The organism is bacterium (assembly GCA_041649255.1).
Taxonomy (GTDB): Bacteria; Hydrothermota; UBA3073; order JACQXS01; family JAQTXJ01; genus JAQTXJ01.
The window spans coordinates 1-22,561 of sequence record JBAZNK010000009.1; the positions used below are offsets into that span (position 1 = coordinate 1).

14 protein-coding genes are annotated in these 22,561 nt (G+C 38.6%); 9 read left to right on the forward strand and 5 right to left on the reverse strand.

Annotated features, from left to right (window positions below):
* The 3 genes from WC614_07180 to WC614_07190 form a co-directional block, all read left to right on the forward strand.
* The coding region (locus tag WC614_07180) for an SDR family oxidoreductase (protein MFA5032785.1) at positions 1 to 623 on the forward strand (623 nt) is incomplete at its 5' end.
* A 344-nt stretch (positions 624 to 967) separates the two neighbouring features.
* Complete coding sequence (locus WC614_07185) at positions 968 to 1,273, forward strand: nucleotidyltransferase domain-containing protein (protein ID MFA5032786.1); 306 nt, start codon at positions 968 to 970, stop codon at positions 1,271 to 1,273.
* A complete protein-coding gene (locus WC614_07190; GenBank protein ID MFA5032787.1) occupies positions 1,266 to 1,658 on the forward strand; it encodes an HI0074 family nucleotidyltransferase substrate-binding subunit in 393 nt (130 codons plus the stop codon). Before WC614_07185 ends, WC614_07190 begins: the two co-directional genes overlap by 8 nt.
* Positions 1,659 to 1,750: 92 nt before the next feature.
* On the opposite strand, the gene WC614_07195 is transcribed toward WC614_07190, so the two are convergent.
* A complete protein-coding gene (locus WC614_07195; GenBank protein MFA5032788.1) occupies positions 1,751 to 3,022 on the reverse strand; it encodes a neutral/alkaline non-lysosomal ceramidase N-terminal domain-containing protein in 1,272 nt (423 codons plus the stop codon).
* Positions 3,023 to 3,284: 262 nt separating this feature from the next.
* Between WC614_07195 and WC614_07200 the strand changes: the two genes are divergently transcribed.
* Complete coding sequence (locus WC614_07200; GenBank protein MFA5032789.1) at positions 3,285 to 4,937, forward strand: family 10 glycosylhydrolase; 1,653 nt, start codon at positions 3,285 to 3,287, stop codon at positions 4,935 to 4,937.
* Positions 4,938 to 5,324: 387 nt separating this feature from the next.
* On the opposite strand, the gene WC614_07205 is transcribed toward WC614_07200, so the two are convergent.
* Positions 5,325 to 6,512, reverse strand: coding sequence for a hypothetical protein (locus WC614_07205; protein ID MFA5032790.1), 1,188 nt, complete (start codon positions 6,510 to 6,512; stop codon positions 5,325 to 5,327).
* Between the two features lie 177 nt (positions 6,513 to 6,689).
* On the opposite strand from WC614_07205, the gene WC614_07210 reads away from it, so the two are divergent.
* From WC614_07210 to WC614_07220, 3 genes are all read left to right on the forward strand, one after another.
* Positions 6,690 to 10,952, forward strand: coding sequence for a C25 family cysteine peptidase (locus WC614_07210; GenBank protein MFA5032791.1), 4,263 nt, complete (start codon positions 6,690 to 6,692; stop codon positions 10,950 to 10,952).
* A gap of 269 nt (positions 10,953 to 11,221) precedes the next feature.
* Positions 11,222 to 14,923, forward strand: a complete 3,702-nt coding sequence (locus tag WC614_07215) for a T9SS type A sorting domain-containing protein (GenBank protein MFA5032792.1) — start codon at positions 11,222 to 11,224, stop codon at positions 14,921 to 14,923.
* 229 nt (positions 14,924 to 15,152) lie between these two features.
* Positions 15,153 to 15,983, forward strand: coding sequence for a hypothetical protein (locus WC614_07220; GenBank protein MFA5032793.1), 831 nt, complete (start codon positions 15,153 to 15,155; stop codon positions 15,981 to 15,983).
* A gap of 52 nt (positions 15,984 to 16,035) precedes the next feature.
* Here WC614_07220 and WC614_07225 read toward each other — a convergent pair whose 3' ends face one another.
* Together WC614_07225 and WC614_07230 are read right to left on the reverse strand one after the other, a co-directional pair.
* Positions 16,036 to 16,713: a tetratricopeptide repeat protein gene (locus WC614_07225; protein MFA5032794.1), complete on the reverse strand. Its 678-nt coding sequence runs from the start codon at positions 16,711 to 16,713 to the stop codon at positions 16,036 to 16,038.
* 36 nt (positions 16,714 to 16,749) lie between these two features.
* Positions 16,750 to 17,958 carry a hypothetical protein gene (locus WC614_07230; protein ID MFA5032795.1) on the reverse strand — a complete coding sequence of 403 codons (1,209 nt, stop codon included), beginning with the start codon at positions 17,956 to 17,958 and terminating at the stop codon, positions 16,750 to 16,752.
* A gap of 362 nt (positions 17,959 to 18,320) precedes the next feature.
* Here WC614_07230 and WC614_07235 point away from each other — a divergent pair, with 362 nt between their 5' ends.
* On the forward strand, positions 18,321 to 19,838 hold the full coding sequence (locus WC614_07235; protein MFA5032796.1) for a hypothetical protein: 1,518 nt from the start codon (positions 18,321 to 18,323) through the stop codon (positions 19,836 to 19,838).
* A 496-nt stretch (positions 19,839 to 20,334) separates the two neighbouring features.
* Positions 20,335 to 21,648, forward strand: coding sequence for a hypothetical protein (locus WC614_07240; protein ID MFA5032797.1), 1,314 nt, complete (start codon positions 20,335 to 20,337; stop codon positions 21,646 to 21,648).
* 65 nt (positions 21,649 to 21,713) lie between these two features.
* On the opposite strand, the gene WC614_07245 is transcribed toward WC614_07240, so the two are convergent.
* Positions 21,714 to 22,451: a hypothetical protein gene (locus WC614_07245; GenBank protein MFA5032798.1), complete on the reverse strand. Its 738-nt coding sequence runs from the start codon at positions 22,449 to 22,451 to the stop codon at positions 21,714 to 21,716.
* Positions 22,452 to 22,561: the final 110 nt, after the last annotated feature.

Genomic DNA, 22,561 nt, shown 5'->3' on the forward strand with positions numbered 1-22,561 from the left:
CTATCTATCGCTCAAGTAAAGAAAATGCAAATGAAATAGTCAGTCACATCAAAAATCATGGTGGTAGTGCGATAGCCGTCCCTGCTGATGTCTTTGAAACGGAAGGATGCGAGAAACTGGTTGAGGAAACCATAAAACAGTTCGGGCAAATTGATATCTGCATAATAGGCCCCGGTGCCGGATGGCATCCTGAGTCAATAGAAAAGCTTAACACTGCCGGTGCATTAGAAGATACACATAACGAGTTAGCGCCAATTTACAATTTGATGCCCCTTGTATTGCCGGGTATGTATAAGCAAAAATGGGGAAGAATAATTGCAATATCGCTTATGCCACCTTATAACTGTCCATCATATTCTTATAATGTGGGAAAAGCAGCAAGGACAAATGCTATGTTTCTGGCACGAGATGAGGCATGGAAGAATGGAGTAACCTTGAATATTATTGGTCCCGGGCCTGTTTCCGCTATTGAAACCCTGAAAGAAGCGATTGACCAGTGTAACCGCGAAAAAAAATGGATTGAACGACAGAATGTCTCCCCGCAGGACATTGCCGAGGGAATTGCTTTTCTATGCTCGGAATCAGGAAGATATATATCAGGTTGTGTACTACCCTATATGTAAGGAATCACTTACTTCAGATTATTTATTAATTTGAGGGCGATTTTTTGCAGGAGTTCCCCTGTTCCCGGGGCAAGGGGGTAAATTCCAAAATACTTATACGAATCTTCTATTTCATAACCTTTCTTTAGGTATTCCTTTTTTGTAGGAACATACCCGACACATCCATTTGCATAACATCCTATAATCGTATTAGGGAATTTGGATTTCTTCTATTTTACAGCCCCCATTTGTTTATTACAAAAAGCCTAAATATATATCCTGTATATCTTTGAAAATAGAACTTACCTTAACGACATACGAATTAGTTCTTGACTTTAGAGAGTTATGTTATATATCAATACAGTATGAATCTTGAGCATTATTCTGTTGAAAAGTTAAAGGAAGAAATTATAAAAATCATTAGTAAGTATCTGGACATATCTTTATATCATATTTTCTTTTTCGGGTCAAGAGTCAGAGGAAATAATTCCACTCATGCAGATATTGACATTGGCATAAAAGGACCTAAAACAATTCCTGCAGGAATAAAAATTCTTATTGAAGATGAATTAGAACAAATTTCTACTCTTTATAAAATAGACTTTGTTGATTTTAGCGATGTTTCTAAAAAATTTGAGAAAGAGGCTTTAAAATACTCCGAATATGTCTGACATTTATATTTTAGAAAGCTTTGACAAAGCTATTAATCGGTTAGAAGAAGTTTTAGCTTTAGAAAAAACGGAATGTCCTGCTATGACGGGAACCGGAGTTATTCGTGATTCTGCTATTAAAAGATTTGAGTTATGTTTTGATTTGGCGTGGAAATCAATTAAGGTATATGCTAATGGACAGGGAATTGAATGTTATTCTCCGAAAGAGTGTTTCAAAAGTGCATTCCAATTAAACTTGATTGATTACGATGAGATATGGTTAAATATGCTAAATGACCGTAATTTAACTACCCATTTATATAAAGAGGAATATGCTGAAGAAGTATATTCTCGTCTGCTTAACTATTTGGGATTGTTTAAAAAACTTTTGAAAGCATTAAAGTAAAACTAATTTTCATTCTGTTATGAGAGCTTAACCTGCTGTTTTATTTAAGGATTATTATCCGACTCTCCGCTGAACTTGCGTGAATAAGGAATTTACTTCAGGTTATTTATTAGTTTGAGGGCGATTTTTTGCAGGAGTTCACCTGTCCCCGGGGCAAGGGGGTAAATTCCAAAATACTTATATGAATCTTCTATTTCATAACCTTTCTTTAGGTATTCCTTTTTTGTAGGAACATACCCGACACATCCATTCGCATAACAACCTATAATCGTATTCGGAAATTTGGATTTCTTCTTGATATTAAGCCCTACTTCTACAAATAACTCAACAGGAAACGTTGAAAACACAATATCATTGACAGCCAGAGCATTAAGTTCAAGATTTATTTTAGGCGGGTTCTTTTTGCCGGATATTTCTTTTAGCGCCAGTTGCGCCCATTCCGATTTAGCTCTTGTTTCAAGGGTTTTCTCTTTTGCAAATGCTTTCTTTTCTTTTTCGATTTCTTTACGTGATAAGAAACCGGCAGAAAGCTGAAGCACATAGTTTGCAGTTTTGAAATAATTAACAGGCTTAGTTTTAATTTTATCTTTAATTCTTAATGTTTCTAACGCAATCTTTTTACCTAATCTCTCGACTTCCTTAAACGAATTAGTAACTCCGGAAATTGGGTTTATATTCGCGGAAGCTCCCGTTATAAACAATGCAGGCGCGCCGGTGTTTTTTTCTATGAAATCCGTTGCAAATGCAGGATAATCTCCAGATATATGGCGGTTTTCAGGACCAAGAATAACGGGATGACAGGAATAATTTACAATTAAAGCAATCGGTTTTCCTGCAGAAGTATCAATTTTTATAACGCTTAATTCCGTGTCTATCGGACCGTTGGGGTTTTCACCAATAATCATCTCTTTGCCTTTCTTTTCCCGTCTGTTGATTCCTATCTGTACTTTCCCCTTGCCAATACCGATAACAGCTTCTTTTTTCTTTTTATTCGCCGAAGATACACAGGTTGCGATTTTCTCTTTTAATAAGTTTATATATTTGGAATCAGGTTCTCCGCATTTCCTTAAGAATACGGTAGCAGGGCCAGAGTGAGTATGTGTAGCAAAAATTATAATGTTTTCTTTTTTAATGCCACATTCTTTTTCTATTTTAGTCTTAATATCTAATGCCAGTTTTTCGTTTACTGCCAAAAGGTCGCAATTAACAATAAGATTTATTTTCCCTTTATACTCAATTACCAATGCTTTTGTAAAAAGCTTACTGTGCACTCCGACCGAACATCCTTCTCTTGCAACAAACCCCTGTAAATCTAATCCAACGGGAGGCGTAATATCTATTTTAGAAACTCCGATTTTAAACATAATTAAAAAAACTTTAACATAAAAACAAACTCTGTCAATTCAAAAAGATTGACATTAATTTTTTTTTGAATTAAGATGCCACTTTATTGCTTGCAGGGGGTAGCACGCTTGCTCCCTACAATAACCATACTAACAAAGAAATCCAGCTGAGCTGGATAAGTTGCTCTAAGCGACTACGTCGCAAAGACCAACTAACCTAGAAAAGACCAGATAAGTTGGTCTAATCCCGCTAAAGCGGGAAAGTCCAACTAAGGAGGAGAAAATGAGGAAAGGGGCATTTTTGTTTTTACTTCTTACGGTTGCTTTATCGCCTAAGAATATTTTTTCACAAACACCTAAAACACCAAAGGTGGAAGGAAGAGCAATCTGGATACATCCAACAGCCGACTTACAGGATATGGCATCGGTAAAAAGTCTCGTTGCTAATTGCAAGAAAGCAAATATAAATTTAATAATTCCTTGTATGAAGCTTTACGGTAAGGTTTTATGGGATAGTAAGAAATTTTCAGGAGCCATTCCCGATGATTTCAAAAAGAAATTTGAACAGGGATTTGACCCATTAAAAGAACTAATAGCAGAATCCCACAAAAACGGTATTCGTGTTCACGCATGGTTATGTGATTTTACAGATGAGGCAAACTTGCCTGCGTACAAAGAACATCCCGAATGGGCAATGCTTAATAAAGACGGAAAACCTACCACATCGGAATTTCTAACTAATAATACACCATATTTTATTTTATGGATGTGCCCGGCACAAAGGAAAGGATATACAGACCAGTGGTTAATTCCTATGATAGAAGAAATAGTAACTAATTACGACGTTGACGGAATCCATCACGATTACATAAGATACCCCGGCGACGTTTCTCCTGACGGTTATTGCTTTTGCGATTACTGTCTTGAGAATTTCTTAAAATATAATCATCTTTATTATGAATGCAAACCCGATACACAGATTGAAGCAGTTCAAAAATTACCTATCTGGATATCAAATTGGTCACAGGATAATACAATTAAACCTGCCAACTGGAATAAAATGACCAGAGCCGAAAAAGTAGATTTTATCTTCAAGGGGAGCTCAATGAAAGGTGGTCCATCAGATTTGGATTATTTTTATTATGAATACAGGTGTGACCAGATTACAAAATTTGCCCGCGAAGCATGGGAAGCAGCGCATAAGATAAAACCGAACATACAATTTTCGGCAGCCGTTTTCAAGAATCCTGCGCTCAGCGGAAGAAATATAGGACAAAGATGGACGGATTTTGCTCCATACGTTGATATCGTTATGCCGATGGCTTATAAGAGTCATTTTGCAGGAGATTTGCCGACATTCCAGAAGTTTTTAGGGGAATATACAAGATACAGCAACAAATGGTGTGAAGGCGTAACAAATATATCTATGGGAATTGATATCGCTTATATTTACGGTGACATAGGCAAACCCATATACGAGATGAGAAAAAGCTTAAAGAATATGAAAGAAAAGAAAACCGATGAAATGGAAGCGATACAAAAGAACTTCAAAGAAATCCATAAAAACTTAGTCAAAGTAGCACCGGCATTGGATAAGGAAATAAGCGCAGGTATAAAGAATTTAGCTGAAAAAGATACGATAAAGCTCAATCAGGTAATCGACAGTTTGGATGCCAAAGTTGCGATTTTATTAACAAATGCACCAAAAGGGTTTTATCCTGAAGAAATATTGACAAGCACGATAAAAGCAGTACGTGATGGCGGCGGGAAAGGGCTTGTAGTCTTCTGCGCATACGATGTTACCCGCTGTAATCTCTGGGACGCTTTAGCCAAATCATTTAATGAACCGAGCATAGACCAGGATCTGGCAAACCCGGTGAAAGGCGTGAACATAAATACGGTAAGGGAATTGGAAAAACTGCAGAAAAGCAAATAATTCAAATTCTGAAATTTTAAAAAGAAGCGCGGGAGATAAAATCCTGCGCTTCTTTTTTTAAAGGTTTTCATAAATATACCCCGTTCCTTACAAATTGTATGAGTTCCAACCTAAGGCGGACTACCTCCCCAACGAAATAGACGAACCTATACTACAGGGAGATTCTTCACTACGTTCAGAATGACAGAATAAACAAAGTCTTATATTATTTGGATTTAAGGAGAATGTCGGGGAAAGGAATTCGTTAATAGGATATTAGTTATTAGGGGAAGGGGAGAAATAGTATATCAGGTTATCCGAATATCAGTAGGCAGGGAATCAGATTATCAGAAAATCAGGGAAAACAATGGATTCCCGCTTTCGCGGGAATGACAAATTAGAGAAATATTATTTAACTTTCAGAATGATATCGGGGAAAGTAGTTTGTTTTTGCCTCGATATCCATGCGGAGACGGTATCGGGGACGTACCCTTCTTTCTTCGCTACTACATAATACAAAGTAGAATCCGTATTTCTGTTCCCTGCCCACAAGCCGCAGTGATAAACTCCTTCTTTGTTCGTTCGTTTCTTGCTTCGTATAAGTGTATCCTTTGAGACTCTTCCTATGGTAAAACAAGAAATAAAAACGCTGTCCAGAGGTTGATGCGCTTGGTTATAGACTTTGCCTTCGCATTCGCCAAGATAAGGATAATATATCGTATCCAGCAAAGCCGTAATATGATTATCATTCCACTTATCCCTTGGTGTATTAGAAGTAACTACCCAGGGGCCCGCAAAAAGAATTATCCCGTTAATATCTCCATTGTCGTATCTATTAAAAAGAGTTTTATACATATAATTCAGACACCCCGGGGATGTCCATCCATAATCATTGTTTAGTATATAAACGCCAAAATTAATCTCTTTGCCCGGGAATTTAGAATGAAATTTATCTATGGCCTGGTCAGTGTATTTTGAATAAGCATTCTGGTTATATATCCACAAGTTAATTCCGTCTATATAAGGAGCAAAAATAGTTGAAAGCTTTTTTCTACCGGGGTATATAACGACAAACATTTTAAGTTCAGGCGTAGTTTCAGGCGTGTTATGATAAACGACACCTGCGGAATCAACGTATTTTCCTCTAAGGGCATCTCTGATGTCGTGAACGACCGATGTATCCAGTCCTTCAAAGTCATCAATGTTTACTCCGTATATCTGTCCGTATATTTTCGACAGTCTTGAAAATCTTGCAGCTCCCTGAATCATACCGGGAGGCGATTTAGGCATAAAAACATTAGTGTCCGACGGGACATTAATCACACCATTTTCGCTCGGGGGCAGTATAACTCCGGTATATCTTTCTACATTCCAACTTTCACAAGCGCTATCAATCCAGTTTTTAAAAGTCAACCCACAATCACCCGGTCTATTTACATTCCAAAAATCCCCGAACTTAAAAGCATCCTGGACGTAAGTGCTTTCGGGAATGCCCGGCGCATTAAAAACGACACCATTGCTTGAACACCATACCCCAAGAGGACCGACAGGTTTTTGTAACGCATTTATGCAAAATAAGACAAAAAATATATTCATGTTTTCTTAAACCACTATTGAAGATTGTTTATAATATGAAATCTTGATTGTCAATATTTGTTTTGCTTAAAACCGTTTTTTTATTGACACTTGTATTTTAAATTATATGTTGCCTTTTGGGATAAAAAGTTAATTTTTGGGACTTTAAAGTAACTATTATTTTAAGGAGGATATTATATGAAAAAGATAATTTTTTTAGCAGTGTTTTTTTTCTGCATAAGCGCAGGAGCAGAGGTCATAACATTTGATTACGCTTTCCAAAGACCTACGGTAGAAAAAGGCAAATCCATAGGAGGAAGCGACCGTATTTCAATACAAGACCTGAAAGAGTGGGTAGAGCCGGGTAAACCCGTTTTGCCATTCAAGTCGGTAAATATTCTTATCCCCTATGGCAAGAAGGTTATAGGTATTAAGTTTATCCCCCGGGGAGAAGAAACAATAACCGGATATTATAACGTCGAGCCCGGTAGTCCGATAGCTCCTACTTTTTCAAGCAATGCAAAAATAAATACCGTAAAAGATTACAAAATTTATTCCCAGTCATTCCCCTATCCTGAGAAGATATCGTCATCTTACACCGTTCAAAGGGTTTCAGGATATGACATACTAATTTGCAGGTTATATCCCGTTCAATATATTCCTAGCGAAGGGAAATTATTTTATTATAAAAACATAAAAATAGAGATAACTCTGACAGATAATTTCACAATCGCAGACGAGCAGAGAAAAATGCTTCTTTCAAACAATCAAACTCTCACCAGAGTAAGAAATATGGTAGAAAACAAAAATACTTTATCATCATATTCTTCCGGGTTTGGAACTTTCAATTCCAAGAGTTCCACACCTCCTTACGATTATATAATTATAACCAATGCGGCTTTGAGAGACAGTTTTCAAAGGATTGTAAACTGGAAGATTTCAAGAGGATTGGAAGCGCACGTATTCACAACGGATTCAATATATGCGAATTTTACCGGAGTAGACAACCAGGAGAAAATCAGAAATTTCATAAAAGACTGCTATACAACATGGAGCGCAACAGCGCATCCGCTAAAATGGGTAGTTCTTGGCGGGGATGAAGATGTTATTCCCATCAGGGGATGTTTCGGATGGTCTACGGATGGCACAATCGCATTCTTAGATTCTACTATGCCCTGTGACCTTTATTATTCGGGACTTGACGGGAACTGGGATACAGACGGCGACGGTGCTTATGGAGAAGGAGACGTATCAGGTGGAGGAACGGGAACGGCAGGCGAGGAAGCAGATTTGCTTTCCGAAATTGCAGTCGGGAGAGTTACCGTAGATACGCCTGAAGAAGCACATAATTATATAAACAAACTGCTTCATTGCGAAAGCGCGCCTGACGCAAATTATCTCAACCAGGCTCTTTTTGTAGGAGAACAGTTAGATGCATCTACCACGGGAGGAATGAAAAAAGATGCGGTAGTTTCTCTTATGCCGCAATGCAATATAACACGACTATATGACCCGGAAATGGGTGCAGGTATAGTACTCGACAGTATTGAATCCCGTTTGAATGCAAATCCTTATATCGTAAATCACCTTGGACATGCCAACTGGAATATAATGTTTGCTGGATGGGCAAATGTACACGGATTAACCAATACGGAATATTTCCTATTATATTCGCAAGGATGTTATACTAATGCCTTTGATAATGCTACGTCCGGGAGCGGAGGGGCATTTTCGGAAAACTTTATATTTGCGGAACACGGCGCATTTGCTTATATAGGGGATTCAAGATACGGATGGTATGGAGTAGGTTCTTACGAAGGTCCCGGGGAAAAATTTGACAGGGAATTTTTTGACGCTTTATTCACTGAAAAGATAACTAACTTAGGAAACGCATTACAGGATGCGAAAGAAGATTTATCATCTTCAATATCAGCCACCGGAACTATGAGATGGTGTTATTTTGAGCTTAACTTTTTAGGCGACCCGGAGACACCTATTATAACAGAATATAGCGCTCCGGTTGCAAACATATCTTCAATTCCCCATAACTATGGCACTGCGGGAATAATAGGAACTGCCAAAGCAGGAGATATGGCGGGAGCAACTTTTTTTAATTATCACATAGAATACGGGCTTGGAACAAATCCTTCCGTATGGGTTTCCATATCGGATACATTTTATACGCCCGTAACAAATGATACTCTTTGTTATATTGATACAAGAGTATTACCCGAAGATTCTACTGTTACTATAAAGCTTGTTGTCAAAGATTCAACGGGCAGGACAACAAACTCAAGAGTATATTTCCAGGCTAAAAATTGTGAAGTAGCTTTAATTTCCGTAAAAACATGCGCTGAAGGAGATACAGTGCTGGTATTGGGCTGTGCTGCAGGAAAAAACTTTACCAGTTATAAAGTTGAATCAAAAGGCACGGGAGGGTGGGATACCGTAGGTATGATGAACATAAAAAATGGCGGAACAAGTGAAGTTCTGTGGGATACTCTTGCATTATGGAACCTTGATGGACTTAATACCGGGACATATACCGTCAGATTAACCGTAAACGGAGCAGATACTTTTTATGCAGAGACCGGCAACCTTCTCGTTGATAATTGTCTCCTGATGATGCCAAAGAATGGAGACGTTCTCAGAATGGATAAACCCGTATATATTATGGGTAATGCGGCACATCCGAATTTCACATATTACAATATCAAATACGGATTAGGCGCAGCACCTACAAGCTGGGATACTGCAGGAATTACATTAGATAGCGGAGGCACTCTCCCGGTTAGAAGAGGAATGCTTGGGACGTTAAATCCTGCCGGAATGATTCCTGACTCTACTTATACACTTAGATTATATGTAGGGTCAGAGGGAGCAGACCAAATCCAGGTAAAGTTCCAGCAATTTTTCCTCTCGGGATGGCCTATAGCGTGGCACGCAGGATGCAATTCTCCCGTAGTATATGACATTGACAGGGATAACGATTTGGAGGTTTTTATTAGTGTCCCTACCGGATGTTATGTCTTCGGTTCCGGTGGTGGCGGTACTACTCATTGGGCCTCAGCTCTTGACACAGGCAATTTAACCGAACCTTCCATAGGAAACATTACTAATTATTATGAGGGGTATGACGAATTTGTCATGTCAAGCAGCGATTCTCTGTTTGCGATACATTATATATCCGGGGTTTTGGGTACATGGAAGCCCGTTGTAGGTTTCCCTTTACCGATACCGGGGATACTAAATAGTCCTCCGGTACTTGCACAAATAGACACTACGGAATGCCTGGAAATAATTCATTGTTCTTCAAATGATAGTATCTATGCAATATCCGGCAGCACACAAATCCTTTCGGGATGGCCAAAGTACACCCCCGGGATTCTAACTGCTGCGGTTGGAAATTTAGATTCGGATTCTTTGATGGAAATAGTATTCGGAGACAGTACAGGCAAGATATGGGCAGTAAACGGTGATGGGTCTTCGCTTCCCGGTTGGCCTGTTACTTTGGACGGCAAAGTTCTGACACCTACTCTTGGTGATATAGACAAAGACGGGGAACTTGAAATAGTCGTTGCCACATCAGAAAAACTTTATATTCTAAAAAAAGATGGGACCGTCTTCACAGGCTGGACTCCTATACCCATAGAAATTGGGTTCAAACCGGGAGTATTCCAATCGCCTACATTAGGAAACTTAGATAGCGATTCTCTTCTTGAAGTTGTTATTACAACTTTCTGTGGTGAAGGCTCTATTATTTCCGTATTTAACCAGGACGGAACTTTTGTTCCGGGATGGCCTGATACAATTTATATGAATCTTGCAACGTCTCCAATTATCGGAGATATGGATGGTGACGCTGAGCAGGAAATTATGGTAAACACTGTTTCAGGAATAGTTTATGCTTATAATGCGGATGGGACATTTGTCCCAAGTTATCCCCGCGGTATATTAACTCAAGTTTATGATGGTGTAGAAAGTCCCGCGGGAACTTTTGTTGACCTGAATAAAGATGGGCGTATGGATGTAGTATGGTGCAGTAAATATTATACTTTTGCTTTTAATACGAGGGGAGGCAATCCACAACTCAGTGAATGGCCTACATATAAGCACGATGTAAGGCATACAGGATGTTATGAATTTGGGAAACCCATTGCCGTAGAAGAAACAAAAACTCCTTTAGTTTTTTGGGTTGGTAAACCTTTACCAAATCCATTCAAGGGAACTACTTTACTTTCGTTCTCAGTTCCCAAAATGACAGAAGTTAAAATAAGCGTATTTAATCTTGCCGGGCAGAACATAAAAACTTTATTGGATGAAAAAGTAAAACCCGGGGTTCATTCAGTTAATTGGACAGGCAAAAACCAAAACGGAGAAAAGGTTCCCACCGGTATATACTTTATTCGCGTAAAAGGTATAGGCGATATTACAACAAGAAAAACAATATTATTGAGGTGAGTAACAAAAAGATATTTTGCCACGGATAACAGACACGGATATACACGGATAAAGAGAACAAAAAAATTTTTAGAGTTAAAAAAATAATATAAAATACGCAAAGCTAAAGCTTTGCCCTACAACAAAAAGAAATAAAGAATAAACGGATATACACAGATTAAAAGAATAAAAAAAATTAAAGCAAAAACATAGAGAAGATAGAGGACACAGAGTAGAATTCAATTCTCTTTTATTGGATTTTCCCGCCAAAGCGGGAAGGGGAGGGAAAGATGACGGGTTTAATAATATATCTTTTATTAGGGGTAACAAATAGTTTTCATACACATAGTAAGTTACCGCCGGTTCACGTTGTAGAAAAAAAAGGGGAAAAACCAAAGGATGATTCTCCAATATATGTAATCTATCAGGGAAACAGTGAAGTGGACATAACTCTCGGAATTGTTTATTTATGGCCTATGGATTATGAAATTCTGCGTGACGGGGTAAGAATTGACTATTTTCTTAGGGATTCCGGTACCGGATGGTCATATAGAGATTCAACCGTATCTCCCGGCACTTATACGTACCAGATAAAAATGTACTGGCCGGGCACTGACTCTCTCGATGGAGAGACCGATTTACTTACTGCCCAACCTGGCAATGTAAGTGGCTGGATTATGCGAAACACGACATGGAAAAAAGCATATAGTCCCTTTTTTGTAAGAGACAGTTCATATACCGGAGTTCTTGGGATTGCAATACAGCCCGGGTGCACCTTAAGAATAGAGGAAGGTGTTAAGATTCACTTTGACAAAGATTATTATATAGGAATGTTCGGTAGTGCAATTTATGCCAACGGGACGCAAAGTGATATGATTGTATTTGAAGGAGACGGAAAAATGGGTGACTGGGGAGGCATAACGGCGGATACTTCTTGTATCGATTTCAACTGGGTACAACTAAACGACGCAAATAAAGGATTATTCTTAAATAAAACTAATACGGTTACAGTTTACAATTCCTGGTTCTGGAATGATTCCGTTGGGATTTACAGTCAATATGGCGGGACCAATTCGGTAACTTTTTCAAATGGATTTATCGGAGACTGCGAATATGGAATATATTGTATGGGAAGCTTTTCTCCACAAGTATCTTCAAGCGAATTTGCATATAATACTTGCGGAATCTTTGCTATGGAAGATGCTGCTCCCGTGGTAACCGGCAGTAATTTTTGTGGTAATAAAAGCTACGCAATAGCAAATACTTCTGCTTTAAAAATATCCGCCAAAGATTCATGGTGGGGATATCCAAGCGGGCCGAAAGACAATAGCAATCCAAAAGGAGAAGGCGATAAATTATCGGGGGACGTTGATTTCCAGGGATTCAAAACTTGTCCTTACGATTTGTTAACACTACCTCTCCCCGACTTCAGGGTAGATACCGTAATAGTAACGCAAATAATCGACAGCGCCGACCTTTTTGCAGCCAGACCAACGGTAGTAAGAGTATTTGTTTCTCCTGGGCGAAGCAAAAGCACAGATTTTCCATCATTTGGGATACAAACCTGGCTGGGAGGATATCCCTGTACACCCGACCCTAATCCCGATTCGGTAAAATACAAAGGATGCTGGGACAAAATAAAAGAAGTCAGAAAAGGCTTAAACTCGGTTAATTGTTTTATCAGTGATATAAACGGGTTACCCGCCACAGCCTGTAGTTCGGACGTAACGGTTAAGATAACGCCGGGTTTGGGCGAAGAAAGGGACGACACGGAAAACAACGAGGACACTGTCAAAGTAGGTTTTAAAGCACCCACACCCAAATGGAGAATTTACTATACCGCTTTACGTGTAGGCGATTGGTGGTCAGATGGTTCCGGACCTGCGTCATCGGTGATAGAAACATTTGCGGCAGATAACGAAAGTTTTCTTGAGGGTGTATTTCCGATAAAATTCGAGTCTACGTTCCGCGGGTATTCGGTTCGCTGGCTTGCCTTTACACAAACAGGAGCAATATCATATCTCAAGACTTATCTGGCTCTTACATCAGGCAATGCTTTTGCCATTGGAATCGTGCCGAGGGATTTTTTAGGCGGCAGCGTTGGTACTATGGCTTATACTTCCGTGGGACTTTACCATTATACTGCGCTTATTGGTTACAGAAATGATTTCCAGGACGATTCATGGGGGACTGCACACGAGTTGGGACACAGTTTTGGACTTTTAGATGAATATTACGAGAAAACGCCTCCACCGCCGGATGGCAACGAAAACTGGGATTGTGTCCGAAAACCTGACGGGCATATGGCAACAAACGGATGGTGGGTAAACAAGAAAAAAGATGGTTGCATATATAATGTTTATCCCGCGGATACTGCCAGTAAGTTCAACAACGTGTATAGTTTTATGGGAAACACTCTTCCGATAAAGCACTGGGTACCAAGATGCGATTATAATGCTTTGAACGCTGCAATTTCAGCAATTAAAAGCCAGAAAACGGCAACTAACAGATTACTTGTAAATCTTTCCATATACAAAAACGATTCGGTCTTCGCTTTGCCTTTTTATGAGATTGGAAACGGCGCAACAGATACGGGCACAGTCGGAAATTATAGCCTTGAGTGTTTGAATGTAAGTAATGCTACGCTATCCGGCGTTAAATTCTCTACTCCTTTCTGGGAAATGGACACTACGGCAGGAGTTGAAGTCTTTTCCAATTGTGTTGTTCTTGAATATCCTGCAGGGACAAATAAAATAGCATTAAAAAACAACTCCAACATTATATTTCAAAGAACCATCAGCACTAATCCTCCTTCAGTAGACCTTATTTCTCCAAACGGAGGTTCCATAGGAGACAGCGTAAAAGTTGTGTGGAGCGGAAGCGACCTCGACGGGGATAAATTGTTATATGCATTATTTTCAAAAGGAAGCGACGATGATTGGGCTCCAATTGTATTTAACATAGAAGATACTTCGTATATGGTAGACGCACATTTACTCGGAAGCACTGCAAAGTTCAAAGTAACCGCAACGGACGGGATTAACAGCGCATCGGATTCTTCGGGTTCATCGTCCAGCGTACAAAATAAAGCGCCTTTTGTATTTATAAGCGTACCTTCCGATAGCTTAAACTTTTCGCACAGCCAGATAGTCGCATTATCGGGAAGCGCAATCGACCCGGAAGAAAAGACTTTACCGGAATCTTCGCTTGTTTGGGTTTCAAGCATAGATGACACAATTGGATTCGGGAATTCAATAAGCAAGACGTTATCCGTTGGAACGCATACCATATCTTTTAGCGCAAAAGACAGCGGAGGACTTGTCAGTAGTGATGCCATTACGTTGTTCGTAGTAGCGGATACGCTTACGGATGTTTATGTGACAAGCAACGATATAACGACAAGCGAGTCTCCCGTAATCAATGATACCTGCTGGATTAACTGCACCGTGAAAAATACTTTAAGAGATGCAAACTGTCTCGTATCAATATATCTAAATGGATTGGATTCGTTGCATTTACTCAAGAGCGACAGTATGTTCATAGAGGCAAACAAGTCTGCAATATTAAGCGCAATGTGGACACCACAGACAATGGGAAATGATACGATATGGGTTAAGGTTTCGGGTGTTAGTCCGTCCGAAAGTAATACGTCAAACAATATCGCATCAAAAGTCTTTACGGTAATATCCGTAGAAGAAAAACCTTTAGCTCCCGTTGTTCTTTACTTGAATCAGAATTATCCAAACCCGGCATACAATTCGACTTTTATAAAGTTCTCCGTTCCGGCAACCGAAAAAATAAGTTTGAAAGTATATGACATATCCGGCAAGTTAGTAAAAACAATCGTTAACGGCGAATATAAGCCCGGGTATTATACCGTGCAGTGGAATGCGGATAATGATTACGACAGAAAACTATCGAGCGGAGTATATTTCATAAGATTGCAAAGCAATCAGAAAACTTTCACGCGGAAGACAGTGATACTGAAATAGAGAACGGAAAATCTCACCGCAGAGACGCAAAGTACGCAGAGAACAAAATAAGAATTGCAAGTCCAACCCTTAGTTCGCCTCAAGCGAACTAAGGGTTTATTTCTACGAATTTAGAAAGATAGAATACATAAGGATTAGAAATCAGATTTATTCCCTTTTCTAAAAATAAGTTGCAAAATTGTTTTAAAAGACTAATATTCTATAATTAAAATAAAAAAGGGGGAAGATTATGAATAGATTGATAGGGACGTTGTCTCTTTTGGGGTTATTTTTTACAAATATTTTTGCTGAAGATGAACTTAAAACCTCGAACAATCCCGATATTAGTTTTACATATGAAAAAGGATTTATCGGCGTATTAGGCCATATAATTCAGTTTGGTATAGATGGAAGCGAGATTAATTATGTAAAAGAAGCAGGACAGGATGTATTATTGCCTTATGAGCGTTACACGGCGGAAATCAATTTTAAGGAAAAACATTCGCTTATATTTTTAGCACAACCTTTTGACCTTCTAACGACAGAAATCTTAAGAAGAGACATTATGATTGATTCCCTCTTATTTCCAAAAGGCACGATAGTAGATTTTAAGTATGGTTTTACTTTTTATCGCATAAGTTATTTGTATGATTTCAAGAATGGAGACAAAGAATTTTCTTTAGGCGCATCTTTTCAGATAAGAAATGCCGACATTAGTTTCACTTCAAAAGACAAGTCTTTGTTGAAAAGGAATAGTAATATAGGGCCCGTTCCAATATTAAAATTCAGAGGAAAAATACCTTTCAAAAATATATACTGGGTAGGCGCTGAGTTAGACGGATTCTATGCGTCGGGCAAATATATAACCGGGAGCAAAAACGATTTCGAAGGAGCAATTCTTGATTGTTCGATACAATCGGGAGTTAACCTGAACAAACACCTGCAAACCTTTTTGAATGCCAGGTATATAGGCGGCGGAGCTAAAGGGAATGAAAACAATCCTGATCGGCCGGGAGGAGGTTATACTAACAACTGGTTGAAAACATTGGCTCTTTCGGTTGGCTTGACATATAAACCGTAGTATTAAGATTGTAGTAAACTCCGAATACAGAGAAGGGAACGCGGTACAAAATCTATTTATTACGACCGAGATTTTTTAAAGCAAAGCTTTTGTTATGTAAAGCATCCACATCTTCCGGATTTATTTTAAGTGCCTCATCATAACAAGGAATCGCTTCTTCATAACGACAAAGTTTTGCTAAGGCAATACCTTTGTTGTACCAAGCGTTCGCATATCCCGGGATTATCTTAATTGCCTCATCGTAACAACGAATTTCTTCTTCATAACGACCAAGTTTTCCTAAAGCAGTGCCTTTATTGTACCATGCACTTGCATATCCCGGGTTTATCCTGATTGCCTCATCGTAACAAAAAATTTCTTCTTTGGTGCGGCCAAGTTTAGCTAAAACAGTACCTTTATTACACCAAGCCAGAGCATCTTTTGGGTTTATTTTGATTACCTCTTCATAACAATGAAGTTCTTCTTCGTTACGGCCAAGCCTTCCTAAAGAAACACCTTTGTTCCCCCAGGCAGTTGCGTATTGCGGGTTTATTTTAATTGCCTCATCGAAACAGGAAATCGCTTCTTCAAGACGGCCAAGATTTCCTAAAGCAGTACCTTTGTTATACCAAGCCCTGGAATCTTTCGGGTTTGCCGTAATTGCCTCATCAGAATAACGAATTTCTTCTTCGTAAGGATTAACATTTGAATTGCCGGATTTTTTCTTTCCAAAACCGCTAAAGATAGACATAATTTAACTTAACTCCTGATATTCATTCAATAAGGATTATTTGGATTTAAGAATAATATCGGGGAAGGTAGATATCTTTTGTCTGGGGACCCATGCGGAGACGGTATCGGGAAGATATCCTTCTTTTCGCGCGACTATATAATATAAAGTAGAATCCGTTTTTCTGTTTCCTGCCCATAGCCCTAACTTATAAGCTCCGTCGGAGTTAGTTCGTTTCTTGCTTCTTATAAGCGTATCCTTTGAGACTCTTCCTATGGAAAAACAGGAGATGAAAACACTGTCCAGAGGTTGATGAGATTGGTTATAAACTTTGCCCTCTCCCTCACCGAGATAAGGATAATATATCGTATCTAATAACGCTATAATATGGTTACTTTCCCATCTATTCCTCGGAGTATGCGGCATACCTATCCAATACCCTGCAAAAAGGATTATACCGTTAATATCGCCGTCGTCATACCTGTCGAAAAGATGCGTATACATATACCTGACGCTTTGAGGGCTTTGCCAACCGTAGTCGTTGTTTATGAGATAAATTCCGCAGGTGATTTCTTTGCCGGGATATTTCGCGCGATATTTGTCTATGGCTTTGTCTATATATTCATAATACGCATTCTGATTGTATATCCATAAGTTAAACCCATCCACATAACGAACATATTCGGACGCAATTCCAAATCTGCCCGGATATAAAACGGTAAAAAACTTGAGTTCGGGTGTAGTCTCGGGCGTATCGTGATGAACGACACCGGCGGAATCTATGTATTTTCCTTTTAAGGCGTCGCGGATATCCTGAACACTCGCCGTATCAAAACCACCCCTGTCGGAGAAGTCGTCAATGTCTATACCGTATATCTGACCGTAAATTTTTGATAATCTTGACATTCTTGCGGCTCCCTGAATAATGCCTGGGGGCCAATTAGGTGTCAAAAGATGCGTATCCAAAGGCAAATTAACGACACCGCTCATATACGGAGGTCTTATAATTGCTACAACTTTTTCTACGTTCCATTTTTCGCAGGCATTGTTGAGCCAGTCCTTAAAAGGTAATTTCCCTTCCGTCGGCACATTCAAAAACAAATACTCGCCAAACTTAAAAGCATCCTGGAAAGGAGTTTTTTCGGGAACACCCGGGGCGCTGAAAACGGAGTCATCGTATACACCCCATAAGCCGAGGGGACCGACAATCCTGTGTAAACTATCGGGAGTGTTTATAAAAAAACTTAAAATTAAGAGTAGGTTCATTTTTCCCTCAATCAATATAAAAAATTATGTATAATAAAAAATTGGGATTGTCAATATTTAATATTAGGAGAAAAACCAATAACAACATTAAACCACGAGATTTCACAGATTAGCACACGATAAAAAAAACAAAAACAAAAGTTAAGATTATCCGCGAATAAGCGCGAATGAACGCGAATTAACACGAAAACAAAAAAGAACATTAACCACAAGATTCTCACGCGATTTACACATAAACAGAAAAAAAGAGAAACAAGACAGTATTAACAGGATTGTTAAAGATTAAAAGAAAAGTGGGAGGTTTTTTATTGACACTTGTGTTTTAACTTATATATTGTCTTTTTTGAAAAAGGGAGGGAAAGATGAGAACATTTTTATCCATATTATTATCAATATTTTCCATAATTTCGGCACAGGCAAAAGAAAAAGTAGTTGCTAAACCAGAAGTCAAAGAGTTAACAAAAGAACAGGTATACTCCACTCTGAAAGCCGCTCACGACTGGTACACAATGGAAAATTACGTAACATCCGCTAAATACTTTGATGATGCAGCTAAATACATAAAAGACAACCCCGGCGAATTATACGACGCAATGTGTTCATACTCACTGGCAGGACAAAAGGAAAAAGCCATCGAAACATTTAAAAGCGTTATCGGAACAGGATGGGATAATTATGACCATATCAGCAAAGATACCGACTTAAACAATATCCGTGAAGAACCCGGATTCAAAGCGCTTATGGATACCCTGCTTAATAAAATAAAAGTTTCCGAAAAGAAACGCGCTTTCTGGAAAAACCCCGGCGAAAAGACAAAAATCGGGGGAAAAGAATTTGAAGTTGTAGGTGTTCCCGGCGATACGATTCCGATGACGGCAGCTCGTGTGCTTAATCTACAGGTATTCAATGATGAAATTTATTTGGGTTACGGAGATGGAGTAAATAATATGGGACCTGTTGCGGTTATGTCATTCCGCCCGGATAAAGGGGAATGGAACTATCATTTTATGGCGCAGGAACACGCGATAGTAAACTTCCGTCAAATCGGAGACGAACTATATATTATGGGAGGAAAACCATACGAAGGATTTACAAGCAGAAATTTTAACCGCAACTTTGACTTCGGGAGTATTTTCAGGTTGTTTAAGAACGGGAGTTTTGTCAAATATCACAGCATTCCAAGAACTTTGAACGTACAGGACGTTGCAAAATTAAACGATAAATTCTTCTGCACCGCAGGAACAGCAAATGAAGACTGGTCTCAAAATTTAGGATGTATCTATGAAAGCAATGACAACTGCGCAAGCTGGAAGCCGGTGTACAACTTAGAACCGCTGAAAGACAAAACAGTCCGAGCAAGCTCTATGAAAGAATTCAACGGCAAAGTATACGCTTTCGGGTTTTCATTTTTTGTTCCTAAGTTTGGCGAACAGGTATTTGTCCCAGACGCTTTGGGAGAAAAAGAAGCAATGGTGTATGACGGAAAAAACTGGTCAAAAGAAAACATAATTACCGAACCGGGCGTGATAATGCTTACGGGAGCGGATGTCTTCAATAACCAGCTCATACTGAATGTCGGGTTTTACGATATTCCGCCGCAGAGAATTTCAAAATTATATGCGTATAACGGGAAAGGAAAAGCGGTAAAAGTGTTCGACGGCGAAGAGTTGATGATTGACGATATGTTCATAGCTGACGGGACTCTTTATCTTTTGCTGAATAAGGAAGAAAACCGGGCAATAGTAAGTACTACGAACTTAAAAGACTTTAAAACTATTTTGGAATTCCCGAAAGAAGTGGGAGTGTCTTGTCTTGCAGTGCATAAGGGTTATATTTACCTGGGAACACCAAGAGGAAGCGTATTAAGGGCGAAGATGTAGGACACGAAAGATAGTAACTCATTGTAATTCATAGTAATTGATAGTAATTTATTGTAACAGATTAAAAAATAGAAACTACTGAGGAAACGGAAAACAGAAAGAATTTTTAGCCACAGAAAAACACAGATTTTCACGGAAAAAAGAAACAGATAACAGAAAATTTGAGGGTTAATAGATAAAAAATGAACAGAGAACATAAGAGAATTTTTAGTCCCGCAGAGTTGGATAGAAATCTCTAATGACTATCGTCAAAGAGCTTGCTATGGGCAGAATATCAGAACATCAGAGAATCAGAAACAAATAACAAAATTCTGGGGACGCAGATAAACGCAGATCAACAGAAAGTAACAGATTAAAAGAAAAACAGATAAAAAATAGAATATTACAGATAAAAAAAGATTTTTATATCGATTACCGCAGAGAACAGAAAAAGAGATAAACAAGACAGGATTAACAGGATAATAACAGAGAACGAAAGGGGGACAGGGAGGAAAATATGGTATTAATAATTCTTTATTTTATAAATACAAGCTATTCCAATTATAGTTATTCCGGTAATTTGAATATTCGTTTTTTCGAAGCTTCCCAAAGATTAAAGGGACTAAGTCCAGATTTTGCTAATTTGATACATGATACAATTACTGACCTTATATATACTCCCGGGTCAGCATCCTTTCTATCTCAATCTTTATTATTCGTAGATTTTTCTGCAGATAGTAGTCCGGTTTATAGTATCGGATATTTCTCTCCATCCTTAATACGTAAGATTTCCGGTGGAGTTTATTTTGAGAGCGGGATTAAAAACTTTCAGGACCCGGTATTATACAATGAAGCATCTTTCAAAGGATGGATAAGAAGCATCTTCTCATTAGGATACGCTTTCAATGAAGGTAAAATGGCAATATCCGCAGGTGGAGATATTACAAAGGGAACTGATAGAGATATCACATATGCTCCCTTTGGCATATATTTACCCTACACTTCGACATACACATATGACAACAAGAAATTTTTTGCCAACATTATTAAAAACTCTGGCAGATTTCCCGCAAAAATAAACATAGAATACCAAAGTTGCAAAATTGATTCTATCTGTTACGATTATGGTTGGTACTTTCATAACTATTATTATGTTGATAGTTCCCGGCATGGTGATACTCTTAGTTATACTTATGAAGACTGGTATAGTCATTATGAAAACATTAAAGATGAAAAGGAAGAACATTGGTCAACATGGGGAATAACTTTATTGAGTAGTCTTCGCCCTTCGCCAAACAGAAAAACAAACCTATTTATTTCTATCAAAGCAGGAACAGAAGGAAAATCTTTTGCTTACAGATACTTTAATCAAGATTCCAGTGACATAAAACGAACATGGATTCTGGAAGACTCAACTGTTATAAAAGATACAGTATTGGAAGTTGACCAAACAAGTGGTGGTCTTGATGGATTATATTATCCGGACCGCCAATTAGCAATAATATCTGCGGGGATAGGACAAGAGAACAGATTAAACGATAAAACATCAGTATTTGTGGGGCTTAAGTTATCTATTAATACTTCAGAAGATGATGAATGGGAAAGGCTTTTTCTTCCCTTAGGTATGGAATACAAAGTTTTTAAAGAATTAATAGTTAGAGCGGGTGTTACAATGTATGCAAAAAGAAAATACAGCGACTTTGAACGCTGGAACAGCTATTACTTTGGAATTGGTTTTTCTCCTGCTAATAAACTAAACATAGATTTATCCAACAGGGGAAACCTGACTAACCTTAGTGACTGGCAATTTGGTCTCATAAAAAGGTTTTGAGTAGCTTAATTTGTTAAATTGAGATTCTTCGTCTTCGACTCAGAATGACAGCAACACGATAGAAATTAGGTGTCGAATCCGGGACGTTTGAAGGTGATGTGACCGGGAAATTCTTCGTTAATACCTTTTTTAAGATTCTCGATTTTAGCCAAAAGCGTTAGAGCATCATCCTGAAGGTCTTTATTCCAGTTATAGATTATTTTTAACGCTTCCATTGACTTCATAACTCCAATATATGCAATTTTTGCACTTGCATCCGCATCAGTTTGGGAAAATTCATCTGCATCCATTTTACCCTGCAATGCCCTATGAATCTTAACTGAAATAAGAGCATGATACCACAATATAACATCATAACTCGAAACAATTTGTCGGAGTATTCCTATGTCATTCGCGGATGAAGGGATAATTTCAGTTCTTTCAATAAGGTCAACTCCCTCTTCCTGTATTATCTTTCTTAATTTTTCAAGGAAACTATGCGCCAACTTTAGATATGTCTTAGCAGTTTGCATAAGCGGATGCCCGGAGGGGTCGTGTTCTTCAAACTCCTCTTTTGGTAATGCATCGATGTCAATCCCATGCTTTTTAGCGTCTTTACGGAGCAGTTTCAATGTTTCGCTAAAACTTTCTTTTATGTCTTGCATCACAACATTCAAATCATTAGGGTTTTCGCCTTTTTCTTTGTGTTTGGCAAGTTGTTTTTGTTCCTTCGCATAGAGGAAGCATTTCTTTGTGAGGGTGCATTTTTCACACCATTTATCACAGTAATTGTATATTCCTGAGATGTATTTATCTTGTGACATATGTGTCAACCCAAAAGGACTTGATGAATCAAGTCCCTACAAACAGAAGACGCATACACAAAAAACACCGTTTTCTCCAAAAAGACTGGCGGACAAGTTTGCACTCCATA